Source organism: Actinoplanes sp. NPDC023714 (genome assembly GCF_040639855.1).
In the GTDB taxonomy this organism is placed as follows: Bacteria; Actinomycetota; Actinomycetes; order Mycobacteriales; family Micromonosporaceae; genus Actinoplanes.
The window spans coordinates 378,389-398,232 of the sequence record NZ_JBFAAR010000003.1; the positions used below are offsets into that span (position 1 = coordinate 378,389).

The 19,844-nt window shown below is 71.7% G+C and carries 19 protein-coding genes; 12 read left to right on the forward strand and 7 right to left on the reverse strand.

Annotated features, from left to right (window positions below; translation table 11 throughout):
- Positions 1-195: 195 nt before the first annotated feature.
- Entirely contained in the window at positions 196-327 is a 132-nt protein-coding gene (locus AB0G10_RS17045; protein ID WP_360921778.1) for a hypothetical protein, read from the forward strand.
- Between the two features lie 137 nt (positions 328-464).
- Complete coding sequence (locus AB0G10_RS17050; protein ID WP_360921781.1) at positions 465-959, forward strand: nuclear transport factor 2 family protein; 495 nt, start codon at positions 465-467, stop codon at positions 957-959.
- A 3-nt stretch (positions 960-962) separates the two neighbouring features.
- Here AB0G10_RS17050 and AB0G10_RS17055 read toward each other — a convergent pair whose 3' ends face one another.
- Positions 963-2,282 carry a ricin-type beta-trefoil lectin domain protein gene (locus AB0G10_RS17055; RefSeq protein ID WP_360921784.1) on the reverse strand — a complete coding sequence of 440 codons (1,320 nt, stop codon included), beginning with the start codon at positions 2,280-2,282 and terminating at the stop codon, positions 963-965.
- 214 nt (positions 2,283-2,496) lie between these two features.
- Here AB0G10_RS17055 and AB0G10_RS17060 point away from each other — a divergent pair, with 214 nt between their 5' ends.
- From AB0G10_RS17060 to AB0G10_RS17070, 3 genes are read left to right on the forward strand one after another with little or no spacing between them, the layout of a single operon-like run.
- Positions 2,497-3,330 (forward strand): CPBP family intramembrane glutamic endopeptidase, encoded by an 834-nt coding sequence (locus AB0G10_RS17060; RefSeq protein WP_360921787.1) that lies wholly within the window; start codon positions 2,497-2,499, stop codon positions 3,328-3,330.
- A complete protein-coding gene (locus AB0G10_RS17065; RefSeq protein WP_360921789.1) occupies positions 3,327-4,469 on the forward strand; it encodes a histidine kinase in 1,143 nt (380 codons plus the stop codon). The genes AB0G10_RS17060 and AB0G10_RS17065 overlap by 4 nt, the downstream gene beginning before the upstream one ends.
- Positions 4,466-5,125 carry a response regulator transcription factor gene (locus AB0G10_RS17070; protein WP_360921792.1) on the forward strand — a complete coding sequence of 220 codons (660 nt, stop codon included), beginning with the start codon at positions 4,466-4,468 and terminating at the stop codon, positions 5,123-5,125. Before AB0G10_RS17065 ends, AB0G10_RS17070 begins: the two co-directional genes overlap by 4 nt.
- Before the next feature lie 15 nt (positions 5,126-5,140).
- Here AB0G10_RS17070 and AB0G10_RS17075 read toward each other — a convergent pair whose 3' ends face one another.
- On the reverse strand, positions 5,141-7,762 hold the full coding sequence (locus AB0G10_RS17075) for a LuxR C-terminal-related transcriptional regulator (protein ID WP_360921795.1): 2,622 nt from the start codon (positions 7,760-7,762) through the stop codon (positions 5,141-5,143).
- A gap of 205 nt (positions 7,763-7,967) precedes the next feature.
- On the opposite strand from AB0G10_RS17075, the gene AB0G10_RS17080 reads away from it, so the two are divergent.
- Together AB0G10_RS17080 and AB0G10_RS17085 are read left to right on the forward strand one after the other, a co-directional pair.
- Entirely contained in the window at positions 7,968-9,167 is a 1,200-nt protein-coding gene (locus AB0G10_RS17080) for an MFS transporter (protein WP_360921798.1), read from the forward strand.
- A gap of 76 nt (positions 9,168-9,243) precedes the next feature.
- The gene (locus AB0G10_RS17085; RefSeq protein WP_360921800.1) at positions 9,244-10,170 is read left to right on the forward strand and encodes an NADP-dependent oxidoreductase; all 927 of its coding nucleotides are present in this window, start codon (positions 9,244-9,246) and stop codon (positions 10,168-10,170) included.
- A 7-nt stretch (positions 10,171-10,177) separates the two neighbouring features.
- Here AB0G10_RS17085 and AB0G10_RS17090 read toward each other — a convergent pair whose 3' ends face one another.
- Positions 10,178-11,110: a GGDEF domain-containing protein gene (locus AB0G10_RS17090; protein ID WP_360921803.1), complete on the reverse strand. Its 933-nt coding sequence runs from the start codon at positions 11,108-11,110 to the stop codon at positions 10,178-10,180.
- A 272-nt stretch (positions 11,111-11,382) separates the two neighbouring features.
- Here AB0G10_RS17090 and AB0G10_RS17095 point away from each other — a divergent pair, with 272 nt between their 5' ends.
- The gene (locus tag AB0G10_RS17095) at positions 11,383-11,589 is read left to right on the forward strand and encodes a DUF397 domain-containing protein (protein WP_360921806.1); all 207 of its coding nucleotides are present in this window, start codon (positions 11,383-11,385) and stop codon (positions 11,587-11,589) included.
- Here the strand turns inward: AB0G10_RS17095 and AB0G10_RS17100 are convergent, their stop codons facing one another.
- The gene (locus AB0G10_RS17100; protein WP_360921809.1) at positions 11,590-12,432 is read right to left on the reverse strand and encodes a helix-turn-helix transcriptional regulator; all 843 of its coding nucleotides are present in this window, start codon (positions 12,430-12,432) and stop codon (positions 11,590-11,592) included.
- 103 nt (positions 12,433-12,535) lie between these two features.
- Positions 12,536-12,931, reverse strand: coding sequence for a MerR family transcriptional regulator (locus tag AB0G10_RS17105; RefSeq protein ID WP_360921812.1), 396 nt, complete (start codon positions 12,929-12,931; stop codon positions 12,536-12,538).
- A gap of 120 nt (positions 12,932-13,051) precedes the next feature.
- Here AB0G10_RS17105 and AB0G10_RS17110 point away from each other — a divergent pair, with 120 nt between their 5' ends.
- Complete coding sequence (locus AB0G10_RS17110; protein ID WP_360923043.1) at positions 13,052-13,987, forward strand: chlorophyllase; 936 nt, start codon at positions 13,052-13,054, stop codon at positions 13,985-13,987.
- A 7-nt stretch (positions 13,988-13,994) separates the two neighbouring features.
- Here AB0G10_RS17110 and AB0G10_RS17115 read toward each other — a convergent pair whose 3' ends face one another.
- Positions 13,995-15,242, reverse strand: a complete 1,248-nt coding sequence (locus tag AB0G10_RS17115; RefSeq protein WP_360921816.1) for a cellulose binding domain-containing protein — start codon at positions 15,240-15,242, stop codon at positions 13,995-13,997.
- Positions 15,243-15,510: 268 nt separating this feature from the next.
- Between AB0G10_RS17115 and AB0G10_RS17120 the strand changes: the two genes are divergently transcribed.
- Positions 15,511-16,899: a non-reducing end alpha-L-arabinofuranosidase family hydrolase gene (locus tag AB0G10_RS17120; protein ID WP_360921819.1), complete on the forward strand. Its 1,389-nt coding sequence runs from the start codon at positions 15,511-15,513 to the stop codon at positions 16,897-16,899.
- 87 nt (positions 16,900-16,986) lie between these two features.
- Here the strand turns inward: AB0G10_RS17120 and AB0G10_RS17125 are convergent, their stop codons facing one another.
- Entirely contained in the window at positions 16,987-17,982 is a 996-nt protein-coding gene (locus AB0G10_RS17125; RefSeq protein ID WP_360921822.1) for a DUF389 domain-containing protein, read from the reverse strand.
- Positions 17,983-18,199: 217 nt separating this feature from the next.
- Here AB0G10_RS17125 and AB0G10_RS17130 point away from each other — a divergent pair, with 217 nt between their 5' ends.
- Entirely contained in the window at positions 18,200-19,459 is a 1,260-nt protein-coding gene (locus tag AB0G10_RS17130; RefSeq protein WP_360923046.1) for a cation:proton antiporter, read from the forward strand.
- A 199-nt stretch (positions 19,460-19,658) separates the two neighbouring features.
- Positions 19,659-19,838 (forward strand): Flp family type IVb pilin, encoded by a 180-nt coding sequence (locus AB0G10_RS17135; RefSeq protein ID WP_360921825.1) that lies wholly within the window; start codon positions 19,659-19,661, stop codon positions 19,836-19,838.
- Positions 19,839-19,844: the final 6 nt, after the last annotated feature.

Consider the following 19,844-nt stretch of genomic DNA (forward strand, 5'->3'; position numbering starts at 1 on the left):
ACTACCCGAGGTGATGTCGCGCTTGAGCTTCTGACCATGGGGTGGGGAAAGTCAGCCCGTCCCCCTCTGCCGCCGCCTCAGTCCTGGTGAAGCTAGAGGAGGCCGTCATGGTGGGGCCACCTATGGCCGTCAGAACCGGACGGCCCGCACACCCTGAGTGCCCTCCTCCGCGGCAGGATTGACGAGTGTTCTGTCGTGGGAACGGTCGCAGCGGCCGGCTTGCAGAGGGAGTACGCCGAACCGTTCTGGCGGATGGGTGGAGTGTCCGCGGCGGCCTGGGAAGGCCGCCTGCCGAACTCCTTCGCCCTGCTCGCCCGCCGCGCATGAGACGCACCAGCTGAGCGGTGCCAGCGGCATATGTGATGACAACGCCACCGGCGCGAGGCGCCGGTGGCCGTACGCGTTTGTAGTCTTTGTCTCGAAGTGCCTGGCGATCGTCGTGACAACGAGCAACGGAGTCCTTCATGGAGCAGCCGAACGACGCGGTGACCGCATGGCGGACCGCGGGGGAGGCCGGTGACGCCGCCGCCGCGGTCGCGGCCCTCAGCCCCGATGTCACGCTCATCTCGCCGATCACCGAACGGTTCACGTTCCGCGGGCACCGGCAGGTTCGCGACCTGCTCGAGGTGGCCCTGACCCTGATCGATGACATCACCTACACCGACGAGGTCGCCGCGGGCCGTACCGTGGCGCTGTTCTACGAGGCCAGGATCGGTACGACCCGCCTCTACGAAGCCCAGCGGCTGCGGCTCGACGACACCGGGCTGATCAGCGAGATCACCCTCTACCTCCGCCCCCTGCCGGCGATCACCCTGCTGATGAGGCGGCTCGGCCCGGAGCTGGCCCGACGCAACGGGCAACCGGGCCTGGCCCGGCTCCTCCCGCTCGCCGGCGGCGCGATGCATTCGATGGCCGCGACCGGCGAGACGCGGATCATGCCGAGGGTGGCGCCCCGGTAACCCTCAGATGCGGCGCCACTTCTGGTTGGCGCCGCCCACGCAGGTCCACAGGTGCAGGGGCGCGCCGTTGGCCGGGTTCCAGGCCGCGATGTCCACGCACTTGTCCGACATCGGGTTGACCAGGTCGCCGGCCGCGGTCAGGACGAACTGCTGCGCCGCGTGGCCGTTGCAGGTGGCCAGCTGGATGGGTGTGCCGTCGGCGGTGCCGGCCCCGGCGACGTCCACGCAGGTGTCGTTCTGCGCGCGCAGCGTGCCGCCGGTGAACGCGAACCGCTGGTTGACCGTGTCGGCGCAGTCCCAGACCTGCAGCCGCTGTCCCGGGTTGAAGTTGCCGTTGGACACGTCGATGCACTTGTCGTTCCAGTTGCTGGCGATCCGGTCGCCGGTGGGCGGGGAGCCGCCCGGCGTGCAGGTGTTGTCGCCGGTCACGGTGTCGGTGTGGGTGATGCCGCTCGCCCGGTAGGCGTTCGCCTGCGCGGTGGCCTGCGCCGGCGTGAGCACCTGCTTCTTGGCGTGGAACACGTAGTCGATGTGCTGCTGCCAGACGCTGGTGCCGCCGGAGTGGCCGGTCAGGTCGATGAACCACTGGTTGAAGTCGATCGACATGTTCTGCCGGGGATAGAACTTGCCGCCGTGGGTGCCGACGAGCCGGCCGTCGACGTAGTACCTGATCTCGCCGTTCGCCACCGTGGCCATGACGTCGCGCCACCCGGCGATGCTGGCGTTCTGCTTGCTGTACTGGCGGTCCTGCACCCACGGGTCGGCCTGGTAGGTGTACCAGCTGGTCTGGAAGTTCGTCGGGCCGCTCTCACCCCACCCGCCGTTCGGCAGGTACTCGGAGAAGTCGAGCTCGCTGTAGATCGGGTCGAACGCGTACCGCAGCGGGCTGATCGTGTAGAAGGTCTGGTTCACGATGTCGCCGTCGGGGCCGGCGGCGGGGGTGTCGGAGAACTTGATCCGGGCCAGGTAGGTGCCCTCGAAGAACCGCCGGTCGGACAGCGAGAACTCGGCGTGGCTGGTGCCGGCCGGGGTGCCGTCGGTGGAGGACTGCAGGCGGGCCACCTTCTGGCCGTCCACGGTGGGGAACGAGACGTTGCCGGCGGACCAGTTCGCTCCCGGGACACCGGGACCGCCCTGATTCGTACGCACGTGCCAGCCGTGCCGGCCGAGCGCCGGGTCGGCGCTCGAGCCGTAGGCGAAGTCGTCGAAGGCGACGCCGCAGGCCACCGCGGCGCTCGCCGAGGGGGCGGTGAGGATTCCGACGGCCGTCAGTGCCGCGGTCACGGTGGTCATGAGGATGCGGGGGAGGGGGGATCCGGTCACGAGTGGGCTCCTTGACGTCGACCTCCGTCAATGAGAAGGCAAAAACTATTACGACGCAACGAATTCAAGCCGAGAAGAATTTTCATCCGATGGCGGGGATCCCCCGAGCGAGCTACCCGTGAATGTCCACCGCACGGTGACGACCGGGGCCGCGGAAATCCATAGGTTTCTCCTTGTCCGCGGCGCTCCGGTCGCGGCCTGCGAAGGAGTCCTCATGCGATTCGTCAAACAGCTGCTCGCCGTCGCCGCCGTCGCCCTGATCGGCGGGCAGGGCGTCGCCGCGGCCGACGGCAATGCCCTGCTCACCCTGGTGATCGGCGCGGTGACGGCGGTGCTGGGCGTGGTCGTCTACCGGTGGGTCGTGCGGCGTACCGAGCACCGCGAGCCGGCCGAGCTCGGCCGGGACGGCTGGGCCGGAAAGCTGGGCCGCGGCATGCTCATCGGCTTCGCCATGTTCGCGGCCGTCATCGCCAACATCGCGTTCCTCGGTGGCTACCACGTCGAGGGCTGGGGCTCGCCGGCCGGAGCGCTCGGGCTGCTCGGGTTCATGGCGGCCGCCGCCGTCAGCGAGGAACTGCTGTTCCGGGGCGTGCTGTTCCGGATCATCGAGGAGCGCACCGGGACCTGGATCGCCCTCGCCCTGACCGGCGTGGTGTTCGGCGCGATGCACCTGGTGAACCCGGACGCCACCCTGTGGGGCGCGACCGCCATCGCGATCGAGGCCGGGTTCATGCTGGCCGCCTGCTACGCCGCCACCCGCAACCTGTGGGTCCCGATCGGCCTGCACTTCGCCTGGAACTTCGCGGCGGGCGGCGTCTTCAGCGTCGCGGTCTCGGGCAACGGCGAGTCGACAGGCCTGCTCGAGGCCTCGACGTCGGGGCCGGTCGCGCTCAGCGGCGGCGCCTTCGGGCCGGAGGGCAGCCTGTACGCGGTACTGGCCGGCGCGGTGCTGACCGTGGTGTTCCTGTGGCTGGCCAAGCGCCGGGGGCACCTCGTCCCGCGCCGCCGCCCGGCGCAGGCCCCGGCGACCGCTACAGTCGCCCGGTGAAAGAGATCCGGTGGCGGCAGTTGCCGACCGTGGTCCGGGATCTCCCGCTCGCCCTCGGCTTCGCCGTCGCGGCGGCGATCCCGGCGCTGGAGCGGCACGGTACGCAGGTCGGCGACCTCCCGACCCGCCCGCACGACGCGCTGACCGCCGGGGTGATCGCCCTGGAGTGCCTGCCGCTGGCGGTCCGCCGCCGCCGGCCGGCGCTCTGCCTCGCGCTGGTGTCGCTCGGCTTCGCGGCCGATCAGCTCCGCGGCTACCACACCGTCGCGGGCACGGCGCTGGCCATCGCGCTCGTCAGCGCCGGCGCCCACCTGGAACGGCGCCGCTGGGTCGTCGCGGGTGCCGCGTCGGTGGCGTACGTGTCCCTGGCGGTCGCCCTCGACCGGCTCGGCTCGGCGGAGGGCGTCGTCGGGTTCGTCACCTTCTATCTGCTGCTGGCGTCCGCGTGGGGCATCGGGGCGTGGCTGCGCCAGAGCCGGGCCGCCGAGGCGGCACGCCGCCGGCAGGTCGAGGAGGCCACGCGTACGGCGGAACGCGCGCGCATCGCCCGGGAGCTGCACGACGTCGTCACCCACCACGTGACGGCGATGGTCGTGCAGGCCGAGGCGGCGCGTTATCTGACCGGCGCCCCGGAGAAGCTGGAGCAGGCCCTGACCGCGATCACCGGCACCGGCCGCCGGGCCGTCGGCGATCTGCGGCAGCTGCTCGACCTGCTCAACCCCGATCACGGCGCCGGCGACCCGCGGACGCCCCCGGCCGGTGACCTGGACGCGCTCGTCGACCAGACCCGGCAGGCCGGGCAGCCGGTCGAGTTCGTCCGCCGGGGCACCCCGGTGGCGGCGACCGGCAGCGCCGAGGTGGCGGCGTACCGGGTGGTGCAGGAGGCGCTGACGAACGCGCTGAAGTACGCGCACGGCAGCGCGACCACGGTTCACGTGCACCACGGGGAAGGGGAGACGATCGTGGAGGTCAGCACCGACGGCTCCGGTTCAGGCAGCTTCTCCCCGGGTGGCGGCGGGCGCGGCCTCGCCGGGCTCCGCGAGCGGGTCACGGTCCTGGGCGGCGACTTCAGCGCGGGCGCGCGGGACGGCGGCGGCTTCCTCGTCCGCGCCCGGATCCCCGCCGGGAACCCGTCGTGACCGCGCCGATCCGGGTGCTGGTCTGCGACGACCAGGAGCTGATCCGCGCCGGCTTCGCGACGATCATCGACGCCCAGCCGGACATGGAGATCGTCGGTGAGTGCGGCGACGGGCGCGCGGCGGTCGGTCTGGCCGCCCGCCTCAAGCCGGACGTGGTGGTGATGGACGTGCGGATGCCGGTGCTCGACGGCATCGAGGCGACCCGCCTGCTGGCCGGGGCCGGGGTTCCCGAGCCGGTGAAGGTCCTCGTGGTGACGACGTTCAACCTCGATGAGTACGTCTATGAGGCGCTGCGCGCCGGCGCCAGCGGTTTCCTGCTCAAGGACGCCCCGCCGGCGCAGCTGCTCCACGGCATCCGCACCGTCGCGGCCGGCGCCGCGCTGCTGGCCCCGGAGGTGACCCGGCAGCTGGTGGGCAGGTACGCGGCCCGCATCCGCCCGGCCGAGGGCGACCCGGACGGCGGCGCGCTGACCCCGCGCGAGCGGGAGGTGCTGCGGCTCATGGCGGAGGGCCTGTCCAACAGCGAGATCGCCGCGGCCCTGGTGATCAGCCAGGAGACGGTCAAGACGTACGTGTCCCGGATCCTCACCAAACTGAACCTGCGCGACCGGGTGCAGGCCGTGGTGTACGCCTACCGCCGCGGCCTGGTGACCTGAGCGGTCCGCCGGCGCTCAGAGCAGGCCCGTCTCGCGGGCGCGTGCCACGGCTTCGCTGCGTCTGTCGGCGCGCAGCTTGCGGTAGATCGAGCGCATGTGCGCCCGGACCGTGTTGACCGACACGCCGAGATCCATCGCGATCTCACCCGCGGTCAGCATGGTCGGCAGGTAGCGCAGCACCTCGGCCTCGCGTCCGCTGAGGTTCTCACCCGGCGTCATGGCCCCGTCGGCCCGGCCGGCCGGGTGAAGGCCGTCGATGATGCCGGCGGCGGTCGCGGTGGCGGCGAGTTGCGGGTCGAGCAGCCGCAGCCGGTCGAACAGGGCGGCGAGCCGCGTGCCGGACATGGTGACGAAGGGCGCGCGGATCCCTTCCCGGACCGCTGCCGGTATCGCCTCCGCGAGCAGGTCCACTGCTCGGGTCGCCTGGCCGTGGCCGTCGGCGACCAGGGCGCCGGCGATGGCCGCCGTCACGGTGGCGACAGTTCCCGCCGGGTCGGCCGGGTCGGCGGCGAGCAGGCGCTCGGCGCGGCGCACATCGCCTCGGGCCAGCGCGGCGCGGGCCAGCAGGACCTGGTGCGCGAGGCCGGGGATCCGGCCGGCCCGCGGCTGGAGGTAACGCTGCTCGACGCGTTCGGGCTGCCCGACGGCGAGGTCGGCCTCACCTTCGAGGAGCATCAGCCAGTCGTCGAGGGCGGGGACGTACATCCGCAGGCTCCGGTCGACGTGGGCCTGAGCCAGCAGCGATCGCGTCTGGCGCGGCCGGCCACGGGCGAGCGCCAGCCGCGCCTGCACGCCGAGCATGACGAGCCGCTGGGCGGCTTCCGGATCGCTCTCGTGGGCGCGGCGCCCCTGCTGGAACGCCTCCTCGGCGGCGGGCAGCTCGTTGCGCTCCAGGTGGACGAGCGCCTGCGCGAAGTGTGCGGCCACGGCCTGCAGGGTGTAGCGCCAGGCCCGGCGTTCGGCCAGTTCGCGGGTGCCGGCGGCGAGGCGGGCGGCTTCCGCTGCCGACCCGTACAGAATCTCCAGGAGCGCGAGATGGCCGGCGGCGTTGATGTGGGCCAGTTCGACGCCCGCGGCCTCGGCCGCGGCGGACGCGGCCCGCAGATCACGGGCGGCGCGATCCACCTGGCCGGTCCACAGGAGTCCCAGACCTCGGCTGTTCAGGGCGATGGCACGGTACGCGGCGGCGGCCGCACCGTCGTGGAACGGCGACCGGGCGAGCAGGGCGAGCAGCTCGGTCTCCAGATCGACGACGGCGGGCATGTCCCCGATCGCCCGGTGCGCGGCCACCTGCAGGGCCATGAGCAGGACTTCGGCCGGGTCGCGGGTGTCGGCCGGGCGGGTGCGCAACATGTCACGGATCCGGGCGATGCGGACCGGGATGGCGTCGTAGTCGCCGCTGTGGAACAGCAGCAGAGCGTCGCCGACCATCAGCTCCGGCGTCGAGGTGAGCCGCTCCCGCGGCACCTGGCGCAGGATGTTGACGAGCGCCGCCCGCTGGGTGGTGAGGATCAGCGGGCCGGCCTGTCCGGTGATCAGGCGGCCGACGTAGTCCCAGTCCTCGCCGCGGACGGCGTGGCTCAGGGCCTCGATCACCGAGTTGCGGTTGGCGTACCAGCGGGCCGCACGGCGGTGCAGTTTCGGCACCGTCGCCGGCCGCTCCAGGTTCAGCCGGTGCCGCAGCACGTCACGCAGCAGGTGGTGGTAGCGGAACCAGAGGGGTTGGGGTCCCAGCCGTGTGACGAAGTCGTTGTCGAGCTCCAGCTTCTCGAGCATCCGCTGCCCGTCGGTGTTCCTGGTGATCGCGTTGACCAGGTCGGCGGACATCTGCTCACAGATGCTGGTCTCGAGCAGGAACCGGCGTTGCCGCGGCGGGCGCCCGGACAGGACCTCGTCGGTCAGATATTCGTCGACGCCACGGATGTCGCCGGCGAAGTCGGCGACGGAACGGGCACCGCCGGCGAGGAACATCGCACCCAGGCGCAGGCCCATGATCCAGCCGTCGGTCCGGTTGAGCATCGTGGTCACGTCGTCCGGGCTGAGAGCCAGTCCGTAGCCGCTGACCAGGGTTGCCGCCTCGTCCGTGGTGAAGGCCAGGTCGTCGGCGCGGATCTCGCTGACGCGGTCGGCCGCGTGCAGCCGATGCAGCGTCAGCGCGGGCACCGTGCGGCTGACCAGGACCAGCCGGACGGACAGCGCCGGGTGCCGCAGCAGGGCGCCCACCTCGTCGAGGACCTGCCGATCCTCGATGAGATGGAAATCGTCGATCACCAGCACGGTCTCGTCCGGAAGCCGGCTGAGCCCGGCCACCATCCGGAGGCCGCGTTCCCGCTCGTCGTGTGGCACCGAGGTCAGCTCGGAGAGAGGATTGTCCGCGCTCAGGGCGCCGGCGGCTCGCAACGCTGCGATCACGTACGCCCAGAAGAGCTGCGGATCGTTGTCGCCGGAGTCCAGAGTGAGCCAGGCCACCGGAGCCGCCCTGGTGTGCGCCCACGCCGAGACCAGGATGGTCTTCCCCCAGCCGGCTCCGGCGCGGACGACCGTCAACGGCTTGTGGGTGGCCTGGTCGAGCAGCTGGAACAGACGCGGCCGGTCGACGCCGCTGCGAGCCATCCGTGGCCGTGCCGTCTTGGCCACGACAAGGGGGAGCGATAGACCGGTATCCACGGACGGCCTGTCGACGGTGTCCACCCTCTGTCCCCTCGGGTCCGTGCCTTCGCCGGCACGGTGCGCCTCGCGTCACTGAAGCATGAAACCCGCACACCGACAACCTCTCGGCGTGTGTGGACCGACACCGGGAGCCGGCCGATGTGCGGGCTCCGGCCACGGCATGATGTCGCTGATGGACGGAACGCTGGAGGCGCCGAGAACGTGGCACGCCCGCCGCATGCTGGGCGTCGCCACGCTCGGGTACCTGCTGAGCGCGTGGGCCTGGGCGTTGCTGGCACCACTGGCGCCCCTGCTGCGCGACACGCTCGGCCTGACGCCGATCCAGCAGGCGCTGGTCGTGTCGCTGCCGGTGGTCGTCGGATCCCTGGCCCGGTTCCCGGTCGGTGCGCTGAGCGACCGGCTCGGCTCCCGGACGACGTTCTTGCTGGTCGTCGTTGCCACGCTCGTGGTGCTGCTGGTGCTGGCGACGGTCGTGGACCGCTCCGCCGCGAGTCTGCTGACCGGTGCGGCCCTGCTCGGCGTCGCGGGCACGATGTTCGCCGTCGCGGTGCCGTTCGTCAGTGCCGAGTTCGCCGGGCCCCGCCGCGGACTGGCCCTCGGGCTGCTGGGAACCGGCCTGTGCGGAGGGGCGCTCGGCGGGCTGACCACGGTCCGGCTGGTCGATGCGTACGGCCTCGCCGCCCCGTTCCTCGCGGCGGCGACCGCCGTCACCCTGTTCGGCCTGATCGTCGCCCTGACGGTCCGCGACGACGCCGGCCGGGCGCCGGCCCGGGCGAAGCGCACCGGAACACCGGCGGCCGCGCTGCGATTGCCGATCACGTGGCGGGGCAGCCTGTGGAACGCGGTCACCTCAGCGCTGTTCGTGACGTTCTCGTCGTACCTGCCCGTCTACCTGACCACCGCCTACGGTCTGGGGCTCGAGCGAACGGGTCACGCCATGGCCGGCATCATCGCCGTGGCCGTCCTCATGCGGCCGGTCGGCGGATGGCTGGCGGACCGGCTCGCACCGCGGCGACCTCTGGCCGTCTCGCTGACCGTGCTGACCGGTGCGGTCGCCGTCCAGGCGTGCACGCCACCGCTGCCGGTCGTGGCCGTCGTGGTGCCGGTGCTCGGCGTGGCGCTCGGCATCGCGAGCGGCGCCATCCTCGCCCACGTCGCCCGGGAGGCGCCGCCCGAGATCATCGGCGGTGTCAGCGGCGTGGTCACCGGCATCGCCGGCCTGGCCGGATTCGCGAGCCCGCTCCTGATGGCCGCTTCGCTCAGCCGGTTCGGCGGCTACGGCCCGGCGCTGGCGATCCTGGCGGCGGCCCCCGCCGTCGCCGCGGTCGGCGTTCTCCGCGAGGCGTCGAGGGCGGGCGCCGGTCGCACGTGAACCGAGCCGTCGCGAGATTCGCGGCGCCTCATCGACGGGGGTCATGTTCCGGGGCACGACGGTCTAGAGTGGACGCGTGCTGGGAGTCGTGGCGGCCGCGCTCGGCGGTCCTGAGGTGTTGCAGGTGACCGAACTGCCCGAACCGGAGGCGAAGCCCGGTCAGGTGGTGGTCCGGATCCGCGCGGTCGGGGTGAATCCGGCCGATGTCGCCGCCACCACCGGCCAGATTCCTCTCGGGCCCGACACGCCGCCGTTCTCGCCCGGGTGGGACATCGCCGGCGAGGTGGTCTCGGCCGGCCCCGGCACGACGGAGTTCGGGGTGGGTGACCGTGTCGCCGGGATGATCCCGTGGTACACGACCCGGGGTGTCCCCGGTGGCTACGCCGAGTTCGTGGCCGCCGACACCGACTGGCTCGTGCGGCTGCCGGACGAGCTCGACTTCGTGTCCGCGGCCACGGTGCCGCTCAACGCCCAGACCGCACACCAGGGGCTGGCCCTGGTGTCGCTGGCCATGCTGCCGGCCGGCAGCAGCATCCTGGTCACCGGCGCCAGCGGTGGGGTCGGCGGCTTCGCCGCCCAGCTCGCGCTGCGGGCCGGCTACCGTGTCCTGGCCCAGGCGAGCCACGGCGACGAGCAGTGGGTGCGGGATCTCGGCGCCCACGAGGTGGTTCCCCGGTCCGCCGATCTGGCCACGGTGGGTCCGGTGGGCGCGGTGTTCGACGCGATCCCGCTCGGCGAGGAGGCGGCCGCCGCCGTCGAGGACAGGGGAGTCGTGGTGGTGACCCGGCCCACGCCGCCCATCGTCCCGTCCCGTGGGGTGCGCCAGGAGCTGCAACTCATCCGGCTCGACCGCGAGCTGCTGGCCGACCTGGTCGGACAGGTGGCGGCCGGGCGGCTGCGCACGCGGGTGGCGGACACGATGCCGTTGACCGAGGCGGCCGACGCCCACCGCCGGGTGCTCGCGGGCGGCCTGCGGGGAAAGCTCGTGCTGACGGCCGGCTGACCGGCGGTCACCCGGAGGCGGAGGACATCCGGTCCAGGTACGGGTCGGCTTCGGCCCGGACCGTGAGGCTGCTGATGGGGATCGTGTCGACCATCGTGCCGGCGCCGTTGACGCTGCGGTAACGGACCAGGGCCGCCCATTCGCAGGCGTTCTCGACCACTCCCGCACGACGGGCGCCACCGCGGTGCACCCACACCCGATCGCCCGGCCGGCACACCACCGCGGGTCCCGGGCCGGCCGGCGCCGGCTCGTACGTCTCGATGTGGTCGCCCTTCTCGGTCGTCACGACCCAGGTGATGCCGGCCCGGTCGGCGGTGCTCGCGTGCCGCTTGGCGCTGAACATCGCCTGATCCGCGCGGCGCAGCAGGTCCGGAAGGTCGGCGGAACGCCCGGCCGGCACCACGCCGATCGAGGCGGTGACGGCGAGGGTGTGGCCCTGCACGTCCATCGGCGGCGCGATCGCGGCGCTGAGCGAACCGGCCACCTCGTGCCACCACGCCGCCGGGACGCCGGGACGCGGGGCGCGGGGCAGCGCGGCGAACTCGTCACCGCCGAACCGGGCCACCAGATGATCGCCGAGGCAGGTGGTCATGCGCTGGGCCACCACGCGGAGGACCTCGTCGCCGGCGTCGTGCCCGTAGGTGTCGTTGATCGGCTTGAAGCCGTTGAGGTCGAGGATCAGGACGGCCGACGACCCGTCGCCGCCGCGCAGCAGCTCCGGGGCGAGCGCGTGGAAGAGGCGGCGGTTGGCGAGTCCGGTGAGCTCGTCGTGGCCGGCCATCCAGCGCAGTGAGGCTCGTTCCTGTTCCAGCTGCTGGACCTGCGCCGCGAGTTGATCGATGCGGGCCTGGAGGCGGGCGGTGTCGGGCTCGGTCCGCGTCGGGGCGTCGTCGTGCGGCGAACCACCCGTGTCGGCGGCGGCAGGATCGAGGATCCGCATCGGCCGTCCTCTCAAAACTGCGGCGGACCAAATGCCACAGTGGAATCATGTCAGCCCGCCCAGGCACGTGCAAGATTTCACGACGACAGCTGTCGTGATGACATGATGCGTCCACAGTGGGTTTCGGCTACTCTAGGTGCGTTCGCTTTCGTGGTGAAAGAGTCGCTCGTGGATGGAAGATCCCGATCCTGCACGTCAGATCGCTAGTGAGGGTCGCGCCATCGGTGTCGGTTCGATTACCCAAAGTGATCACCGCGGAATGAGAGGCACTGATGAGTAGCGAAGCTGGCTGGATCATCTCCAGCAGGTCGACGGGCAACGGGGGCAGTTGCGTGGAGGCCCGCCGCCAGGACGGCGTCATCGAGGTCCGCAACAGCAAGGCGCGTGAGGCCGGCACCGTGGTCTTCACGGTCGAGGAGTGGGACTCGTTCCTGTTCGGCGCCAAGCGCGGCGAGTTCGACCGGCTCCTGACCGACTGATCAGGCCGGCCCCGTCCAGGATTCCCCGAACTCGGCGACCGGCACGGAATCCCTGGCGATGAGATCGAAGATCCGCCGGTATTCGTCGACCTCGGCCTGCTCCTCCAGGTAGAGCGCGCCGACGTGGGACTCGAGGTAGACCACGTCGGGATCGTCCGGGTCGTCGAACTCCAGGATCCGGAAGGCGCCTGCCATCGCCGCGTGCGCCCCGACCGAGAACGGCAGCACCCGGATGTCGACCGTCTCCTGCCGGGACAGCCGCCGCAGATGCTCGATCTGCCCCTTCATCACCTGCTCGCCGCCGACCGGCCGGATCAGCGCCCCCTCGCCGAGCACCGTCACGAGCCGGATCGGCGGGGTACGGGCGAAGAGCGTCCGCTGCCGCTGCATGCGCAGGTTGATGTGGCGCTCGGCGACCTCGACGTCGGCCGGCTGCTCGGCGCCGAAGACGGCCCGCGCGTACTCCGGGGTCTGCAGCTCGCCCGGAACGACCTCGCCGTCGTACCCGAACATCCGGGACGCCGACGCCTCCAGCCCGACGTACAGCTTGAACCACTCGGGGATCACCGGGCTGGCGTCCCACCACTCCTGCTGTGACGTGCCCAGCGCGAGGTCGGCGAGCGCGTCGGTGATGCCCTGGTCGGCGCCGTAGAGCCAGCAGAGCGCGCGCACGTTGGCCCCGGTGACCGGCACCTTGCCCGTCTCGATGCGGTGCAGAGTCGGCTCCGAGATGCCCAGCCGCGCTTCCACCACATCGCGCCGGCTCATCCCGGACGCGGTGCGCAGCCGCGTCAACCGCCGGCCCAGCGCCCGCCGCACGACGCGTTGGCCTGTGACCGGCACGCCTTACCTCCGCCTTGCCAACCCATCTGGACGGTGACGTGGACCACCGTACCCGCAACGGCGCGTTGTCAACAGGCAACCCGTCGTCGATCATCGATCATGTTCACGACCCGGCCGGGCCGGGCGCGCCGGCGTCGCGGCAGGCGGCTCCGGTCAGCATGTTCCTGGTCGCGTTGGCGATCACCGTGTCGAGCCGGTCGCGGGTCCGGGTGAGGTCGGCGATGTGCCGGCCGATCCGGTCGCGTTCGGCCGTGAGCTGGTCGAGCAGCGCCGGGGTGGCGCGATCGTCGACGACGCAGGGCAGCAGGTCGACGATGGTCCTGCTGGTCAGACCGGCCTGGTACAGCTGCTGGATCAGCTGGACGCGGTCGACCGCGCTCGGCGGGTACCGGCGGTGGCTGCTCGAACCCCGTTCGGCGGTGAGCAGATTCTGCTGCTCGTAGTAGCGCAGTGCCCGGACGCTCACACCGGTGCGGGCGGCCAGCTCACCGATACGCATCTCGACTTCCCCCTGCGACGTGGCTCACGTGACTTGAATCTGACGTCTACGTCAGGTTCTAGCGTAGCTGCGGGCCGGTGAGCCGGCCTCACCTACGTCGGGAAGAAGCAAAACATGATCATGTACGAGGCGACCGGTCTCACCGGTCCCGCACCCACCGCGTCGGTATCGGTCAAACCGGTCGTGCTGCCCGCACCGGAGCGCGGCGAGGATCTGCACGTACGCGTCAGCGCACCGGTCACCGGGACCGGCCTGCCGGTGGTGGTGTTCGCCCACGGATACGGCTCGAACCTCGACGGCTACGCGCCGCTGGTCGATCACTGGGCGGCCCGCGGCTTCGTGGTGGTGCAGGCCACCCACCTGGACTCGCGACGCCTCGGTGCCGCCGCCGACCCGGCCCGCAAGCCGCACCTCTGGCACTACCGGGTGCAGGACGTCAAGCGGATCCTCGACGACCTCGCCGTCCTCGAGGCGGCGGTGCCCGGGCTGGCCGGCCGCGTCGACCATGGCCGGATCGTCGCGGCCGGGCACTCCTTCGGCGGCCAGACCGCCGGCATCCTCGTGGGCCTCCGGGTCGCCGATCCGGTGACCGGCGTCGCGCGGGACCTGTCCGATCCCCGGATCATGGCGACCGTGCAGCTTGCCACCGCCGGCCGGGGCGGCGACGAGCTGACCCCGTTCGCCCTCGAGGCCGCTCCCTGGCTGCGCGACCAGGACTTCTCGCACATCACCGCGCCCGGACTGGTCGTCGCCGGCGACAAGGACGAGCTTCCCCTGTCGACGCGGGGAGCGTCCTGGACGACCGACCCGTACACCCTGGCCCGCGGCGGCAAGAGCCTGCTGACCGTGTACGGCGGGCAGCACTCGCTCGGCGGCATCCCCGGTTACGACGCGGCGGAGACCACCGACGAGCACCCGGGCCGGGTCGCGCTCATCCAGCAGGTCACCCTCGCCTACCTGCGCCACGTCACCGGCGTCGACCACACCGACTGGCGGACCGCCCAGGCCGTGCTGGCCGGTGACGCCCACGAGCTCGGCCGCCTCGAATCCAAATAGGCTCTCGTCACCCGGTGGTGCAGGCGGAACCGTTGAGGGTGTATCCCGTCGGGACCCCGGCATCGCCGGTGTGGGTGGCCTGGAACCCGAAGCTCACCGACGCTCCGGGCGCCAGCACCCCGTTGTAGCCGGCGTTGCTCGCGGTCACCCGCCCGGACGCGGGCGCGTAGGTGGCGTTCCAGCCGCCGGTGATGGTCTGCCCCGCCGGGAGGCTGAAGGCCACCGACCAGCCGTTGACGCCGGCGTTGCCGGTGTTGGTGATCGTGATGTCGGCGGTCAGCCCGTTGTTCCAGGCGTTGACGGCGGCGGTGGCCCGGCACGCCGCCGTGCCGCCCGATGCCGAGGCCGAGGGTGAGGGGGAGCTGGGCGCCGGGCTCGACGGCGTGGTGGTGCCGCCGAACTGGCTGAAGAACTGCCACACCTCGCCGGAGACCCAGGACGACCCGGCGTTGCGGTCCACCGGGAGGGGTACGTGGTCGCCGTCGAACGCGGCCCATTGGACCGGGTAGCCGGACCGGCATCCCGCGTACGCGGTGGTGATGTGGGTTCCGCTGCCCTGCGCGGGCTCCGGCGGGTTCTGCGCGGTGCAGCCGTTGGCCCGGACGAAGGTGTCCCGGATGCCGCGTCCCATCGAGATGTTCAGGACGCTGTCCCGGATGCCGTGGATGCCGAAGTAGGCGACCGGCTGGGAGGCCGACGAGCATCCGCTCAGGTTGGCGCCGGCGATCGGCGCGACCGCCCGGAACACCGTGGGCCGGGCGCAGGCGAGGGCGTAGCTCATCGCGCCGCCGTAGCTGAATCCCAGCGCGAACCGCTGGGACGTGTCGACGCACAGATCGTTCTCGACGACGCGCAGGATGTCGTCGACCAGGGTCACGTCGCGGCCGCCGGTGTTGGCCCAGCCCGCGTCCAGGCCCTGCGGCGCCACGAAGATCGCGCTGTTGCCGGAGCGCTGCTGAAGACCGTAGAACCCGTTGCCGACCACGTCGTTCGCGCTGCCGTTGAGCCAGTGCAGCCCGACGACCAGCCGGTACGCCTGGCTGCTGGTGTAGCCGGCGGGCAGCCGCAGGATGTACGTCCGGGCCCGGCCGCCGCTCTGGATCGTGTAGGTGCCGTCCCGCAGCGTCGGGGCCTTCCCGCAGCCGGCGGTGGCCGCCAGGGCGCTCTGCTCACCGGCCGAGGCGGTGCCGCCGGTGAGGACCGCGGTCACCGCGGCGATCAGCAGCGCCGCGGCGGCGACGGCCGTGCCGAGCACTCTGCGGTCTCTTGCTTGTCGCTCTGCCATGGAAGCCTCCGGAAGCGGCACGGGTATCCAGCGCGGTCAATGCGCCGGCGTTCCGGATGTTACGGAAGGATTTCGTAAATTTCTACGACTCGGCGACCGACTGAATGCGTCGTCCCGGCATAACGGAATCTCCCGATGAATGCCGCCATCTGAGTTACTGCGCCTCGATCCGGTCGGAGACGAAACATCCTGGCAATCTCCACACACCGAATGTGAGCGCTCCCAAGGAGACTCGATCATGAACGGATCGCGATGGATTCGCGCCGGGACGGTTCCCGCCGGCGTCGTTCTGCTGGCGTCGGCGGCGGCCGCCGTGGCACTGCCCGCCGGCGCCGCGGCCGCCGGTTGCTCGGTCAGCTATGCCGTCTCTTCGCAGTGGCAGGGCGGCTTCGGCGCCAACGTGTCGATCACCAACCTGGGTGATCCGCTGACCGGTTGGAACCTGAGCTGGACCTACGCCGCGGGGCAGACGGTGACGCAGGCGTGGAACGCGACGGTGACCCAGAGCGGATCGGCGGTGACCGCCGTGAACGTGGGCTACAACGGCTCGGTCGCCACCGGCGGCACGGTGTCGTTCGGATTCAACGGGTCCTGGACGGGCAGCAACCCGGCCCCGGCGAGCTTCGCCCTCAACGGGGTGGCGTGCACCGGAAGTTCCGGTCCCTCGTCGCCCTCACCCTCGTCCCCGTCCTCGCCCTCGCCGTCGACGCCGGGTGGCTCGTGCACCCTCCCGTCGAGCTATCGCTGGACGTCGACGGGAGTGCTGGCCGAGCCCCGGTCGGGCTGGGTGTCGCTGAAGGACTTCACGAGCGTCGTGCACAACGGCAAGCACCTGGTCTACGCGTCGAACGTCTCCGGGGCCTCGTACGGATCGATGAACTTCACCCCGTTCACCGACTGGTCCGGGATGGCCTCGACCGGCCAGAACGCGATGAACCAGGCGGCGGTGGCACCCACGCTGTTCTACTTCGCCCCGAAGAACATCTGGGTCCTGGCGTACCAGTGGGGGGCGTGGCCCTTCATCTACCGGACGTCGAGCGACCCGACCAACCCGAACGGCTGGTCCGCGCCGCAGCCGCTGTTCACCGGCAGCATCTCCGGGTCGGGCACCGGGCCGATCGACCAGACGCTGATCGCCGACGGCAGCACCATGTACCTCTTCTTCGCCGGCGACAACGGCAAGATCTACCGGGCGTCGATGCCGATCGGGAACTTCCCCGGCAACTTCGGCTCGTCCTACACCACGATCATGAGCGACTCGACGAACAACCTGTTCGAAGCAGTTCAGGTCTACCGGGTGCAGGGCCAGAACCAGTACCTCATGATCGTCGAGGCGATCGGCAGCCAGGGGCAGCGCTACTTCCGCTCGTTCACGGCCACCAGCCTGGGCGGCTCGTGGACGCCGCAGGCCGCCACCGAGAGCAACCCGTTCGCGGGTAGGGCCAACAGCGGCGCCACCTGGACCAACGACATCAGCCACGGCGACCTGGTGCGCACCAACCCGGACCAGACCATGACCGTCGACCCCTGCAACCTGCAACTGCTCTACCAGGGCAAGAACCCCGGCGCCGGCGGCGCCTACGACCAGCTGCCGTGGCGGCCGGGCCTGCTCACCCTGCGGCGCTAGGCAAACAAAGTCCCAGACCAACATCGGTGGGGAGCGGCCCGGTGCGCTCGAGGGATCCGGGCGCACCGGGCCGCACCGGGCCAGGACCTAGCCGGGCGGCAGGGTCCTCGAACCACCGATCACGAGGGTCACGACGGCCTCGACGTCGCGCAGCCCGGCCTCGTCCAGGTCCGCGCGCAGGGCGTTCTGGTCGGCCTCGGGCGGCCGGCCGATCGCCACCACGTGCAGGGCGCCGCGCCGTACCTGGAGATCGGTGAGCTGCCAGCCCTCCTCGGTGGCCCACCGCTGCGCCACCGGCTGAGCCTTGCCGAGGATGGTCTGTTCCTGCAGGACCTGCCAGCTGCCGTAGCCGAGCGGCACCGCGACCAGCAGCAGGGCCAGCCCGACGGTGGCCACCGTCCTGCGGCCGAGGGCGCCGACCGCGAGACCCGCCGCCCGGGCCGCGTCCTGCAGCCGGGCGGCGACCATGATCGCCGTGCCGGTGGCGATGATCGCGGCGACGTTGGTGCCGAACAGCAGCAGGGCGCCCACCGATTCGCTGTAGGCGCCGGACTCGGCGGTGAGGCCGACGACCGCCAGCGGCGGGACAAGGGAGATGGCGATCGCCACGCCGGGCAGGGTGTCCGAGACGTCCGAGCGGATCAGCGCGAAGCCACCGACCAGGCCGGTCGCCAGCGCCGCGAGCAGGTCGATGAGCCGAGGACTGACCCGGGACGCGACCTGCGAGTTCGTCGCGGCGGTCACGTCCATGTGGACGATGGTGCCGAGCAGGTAGCCGACGGCCACGACGGCGACCGCGCCGGCGAGCGTCAGGCCGAGGTGGAAGACGAGCTGCCGCCGGTCGGCCAGGACGATCGCCAGGGCGGTGCCCAGGATCGGGGTCATCAGCGGCGCGACGATCATCGCGCCGATCACGGTGGCCGTGGAGTCGGCGACCACGCCGGCCGAGGCGATCACCGCGGCGAGCGTGAGCAGGACCCAGAAGTTCGTCAGGTTGCGCCGCCGGTCGCCGTGGGTGAGGAACAGCCGGGTGACGATCCGGTCCACGTCGCCGGCGGGAACCCGCAGACCGGACGAGAGCACGGCACTCCTCCTGGGCGATCGGGTACGTCGTGTGGACGATCCTGCGGGCCCGGACCCGGACCCGCCTCATCCGGGAGGGGTGACGCGGGCGGCGCACCCGGACCCGTAGCGTCGAAGACGCGGGGGCCGGCGTCGTGACATCGACCGGTACGGTGGCGTGCGGTGTGCCGGGAAGTCTGGTCGGCGGTGGATCCGCTGTTCCCGACGACCGGAGTTTCTGGTGCTGCTGCTCGCCTTCGCGTGTGTCCTGTTGCTGGCGGTCCTGGTGTCCGCGCTGGCCGGCCGCACCATCCTGTCCACCGCGGTGCTGTTCCTGGCGGCCGGGTTCGTGCTGGGCCCGGGTGTCACCGGTGTGCTCGACGTCGGCGCGGGCTCGGCGATCGTCGGGACCCTGGCCGAGCTGGCGTTGTTCGCGGTGTTGTTCACCGATGGGATGCGGGTCGGCTGGGCCGATCTGCGTTCGGCGTGGCGGCTGCCGGGCCGGGCTCTGGGGTGGGGACTGCCGCTGACGCTGCTGGTGACCGCGGTCGCCGCCCACTACGTCGTCGGTCTCGGCTGGGTGGAGTCGCTGCTGATCGGGGCGATCCTGGCGCCGACCGACCCGGTGTTCGCGTCCGCGCTGGTCGGCAACGACAGGGTGCCGGCGCGGCTGCGGCATCTGCTGAACGTCGAGTCCGGGGTCAACGACGGCCTGGCGCTGCCGTTCGTGATCGTCTTCCTCGCGGTGGCGGCCGGATCCGAGGACCTGCACCTGGGGGAGCTGGCTCTGGAGGTGACGCTGGGGCTGGTGATCGGCGTCGTCATCCCGGTCGCGGCGATCCTGCTGGAGCGCAGCCGGTTCTTCGCCGCCTCACCGGCGTACGAGCCGCTGAACGGGTTCGCGATCGGCCTGCTGGTGCTGGCGGTCGGCCAGGTCACGCACGCCAACCTGTTCCTCGCGGCGTTCGCGGCCGGCATCACGGTGGCCACCTTCGGCCCCCGCCAGCGCGCCGCGTTCGAGCACTTCGGGGAGAACATCGCCGAGCTGCTCAAATTGGCGGCGCTGCTGGTGTTCGGCGCGCTGATCTCACCGGCCTTCCTCGGCGAGATCTCGTGGACCGGCTGGGTGTTCGCCGTCCTGGCGATCTTCGTGGCCCGCCCGGTCGCGCTGTGGCTGTCGTTCCTGCGCTCCGGTCTCGGGCTGCGCGAACAGGCGGCGGCCATGTGGTTCGGCCCCAAGGGGTTCGCGTCGGTGGTCTACGGCCTGCTGGTGCTCGAGTCCGGCATCACCGCGGCCGACGAGATCTTCCACCTGGTCGCCGTCACCATCGTGCTGTCGATCCTGCTGCACTCCTCGACCGACGTGGTGGTCGCGCGCGCCTTCGACGAGCAGGCGGAGATCCCCGGCTGGTACGGCGTGGTCCGCCGCAGGGTGCGCGCCGCGCGAGCCGGCGGCGGCCGGCCGAACGCGATGCCCACCGGCCAGGACGACGCGTGACCGGCCGGCTACCTCCTCTTGGCCGGGGAGGGACCCTTTGCCATAGCCGAGGGTCGATACGTCGGCGGGTCGGTCGCTCCGCGGGCGGGCCGGGGCCGTCCTGACACCGATCCGCAACGCCGGGCAACCGGTCGGCTATCAAGCGGACGGCTTCGGGGCCCGATAGGTCTGACGCAACGCCGAACCTGGGGGGAAAACCATGGAGTTCATCAACGTCCTCGTCTCGTACTTCCGCGCCGTCCGTCAGTCCGACGAGGGTGCGACCGCGGTCGAGTACTCGCTGCTCGCGGCGCTGATCGCCGGCGGCCTCATCCTGGCGGTGACCAACCTCCGCAAGGACATCGAGGCGATGCTCACGACGCTGATGGCCGCGATCTGACGAGCC

Excerpts from the sequence above, each read along its gene's own strand:
- AB0G10_RS17095 (WP_360921806.1), top strand. The coding sequence starts at position 11,383 with ATGAGTAGCGAAGCTGGCTGGATCATCTCCAGCAGGTCGACGGGCAAC.
- AB0G10_RS17060 (WP_360921787.1), top strand. The coding sequence starts at position 2,497 with ATGCGATTCGTCAAACAGCTGCTCGCCGTCGCCGCCGTCGCCCTGATC.
- AB0G10_RS17110 (WP_360923043.1), top strand. The coding sequence starts at position 13,052 with ATGTACGAGGCGACCGGTCTCACCGGTCCCGCACCCACCGCGTCGGTA.
- AB0G10_RS17105 (WP_360921812.1), bottom strand. The coding sequence starts at position 12,931 with ATGCGTATCGGTGAGCTGGCCGCCCGCACCGGTGTGAGCGTCCGGGCA.
- AB0G10_RS17120 (WP_360921819.1), top strand. The coding sequence starts at position 15,511 with ATGAACGGATCGCGATGGATTCGCGCCGGGACGGTTCCCGCCGGCGTC.
- AB0G10_RS17135 (WP_360921825.1), top strand. The coding sequence starts at position 19,659 with ATGGAGTTCATCAACGTCCTCGTCTCGTACTTCCGCGCCGTCCGTCAG.
- AB0G10_RS17090 (WP_360921803.1), bottom strand. The coding sequence starts at position 11,110 with ATGCGGATCCTCGATCCTGCCGCCGCCGACACGGGTGGTTCGCCGCAC.
- AB0G10_RS17050 (WP_360921781.1), top strand. The coding sequence starts at position 465 with ATGGAGCAGCCGAACGACGCGGTGACCGCATGGCGGACCGCGGGGGAG.
- AB0G10_RS17080 (WP_360921798.1), top strand. The coding sequence starts at position 7,968 with ATGGACGGAACGCTGGAGGCGCCGAGAACGTGGCACGCCCGCCGCATG.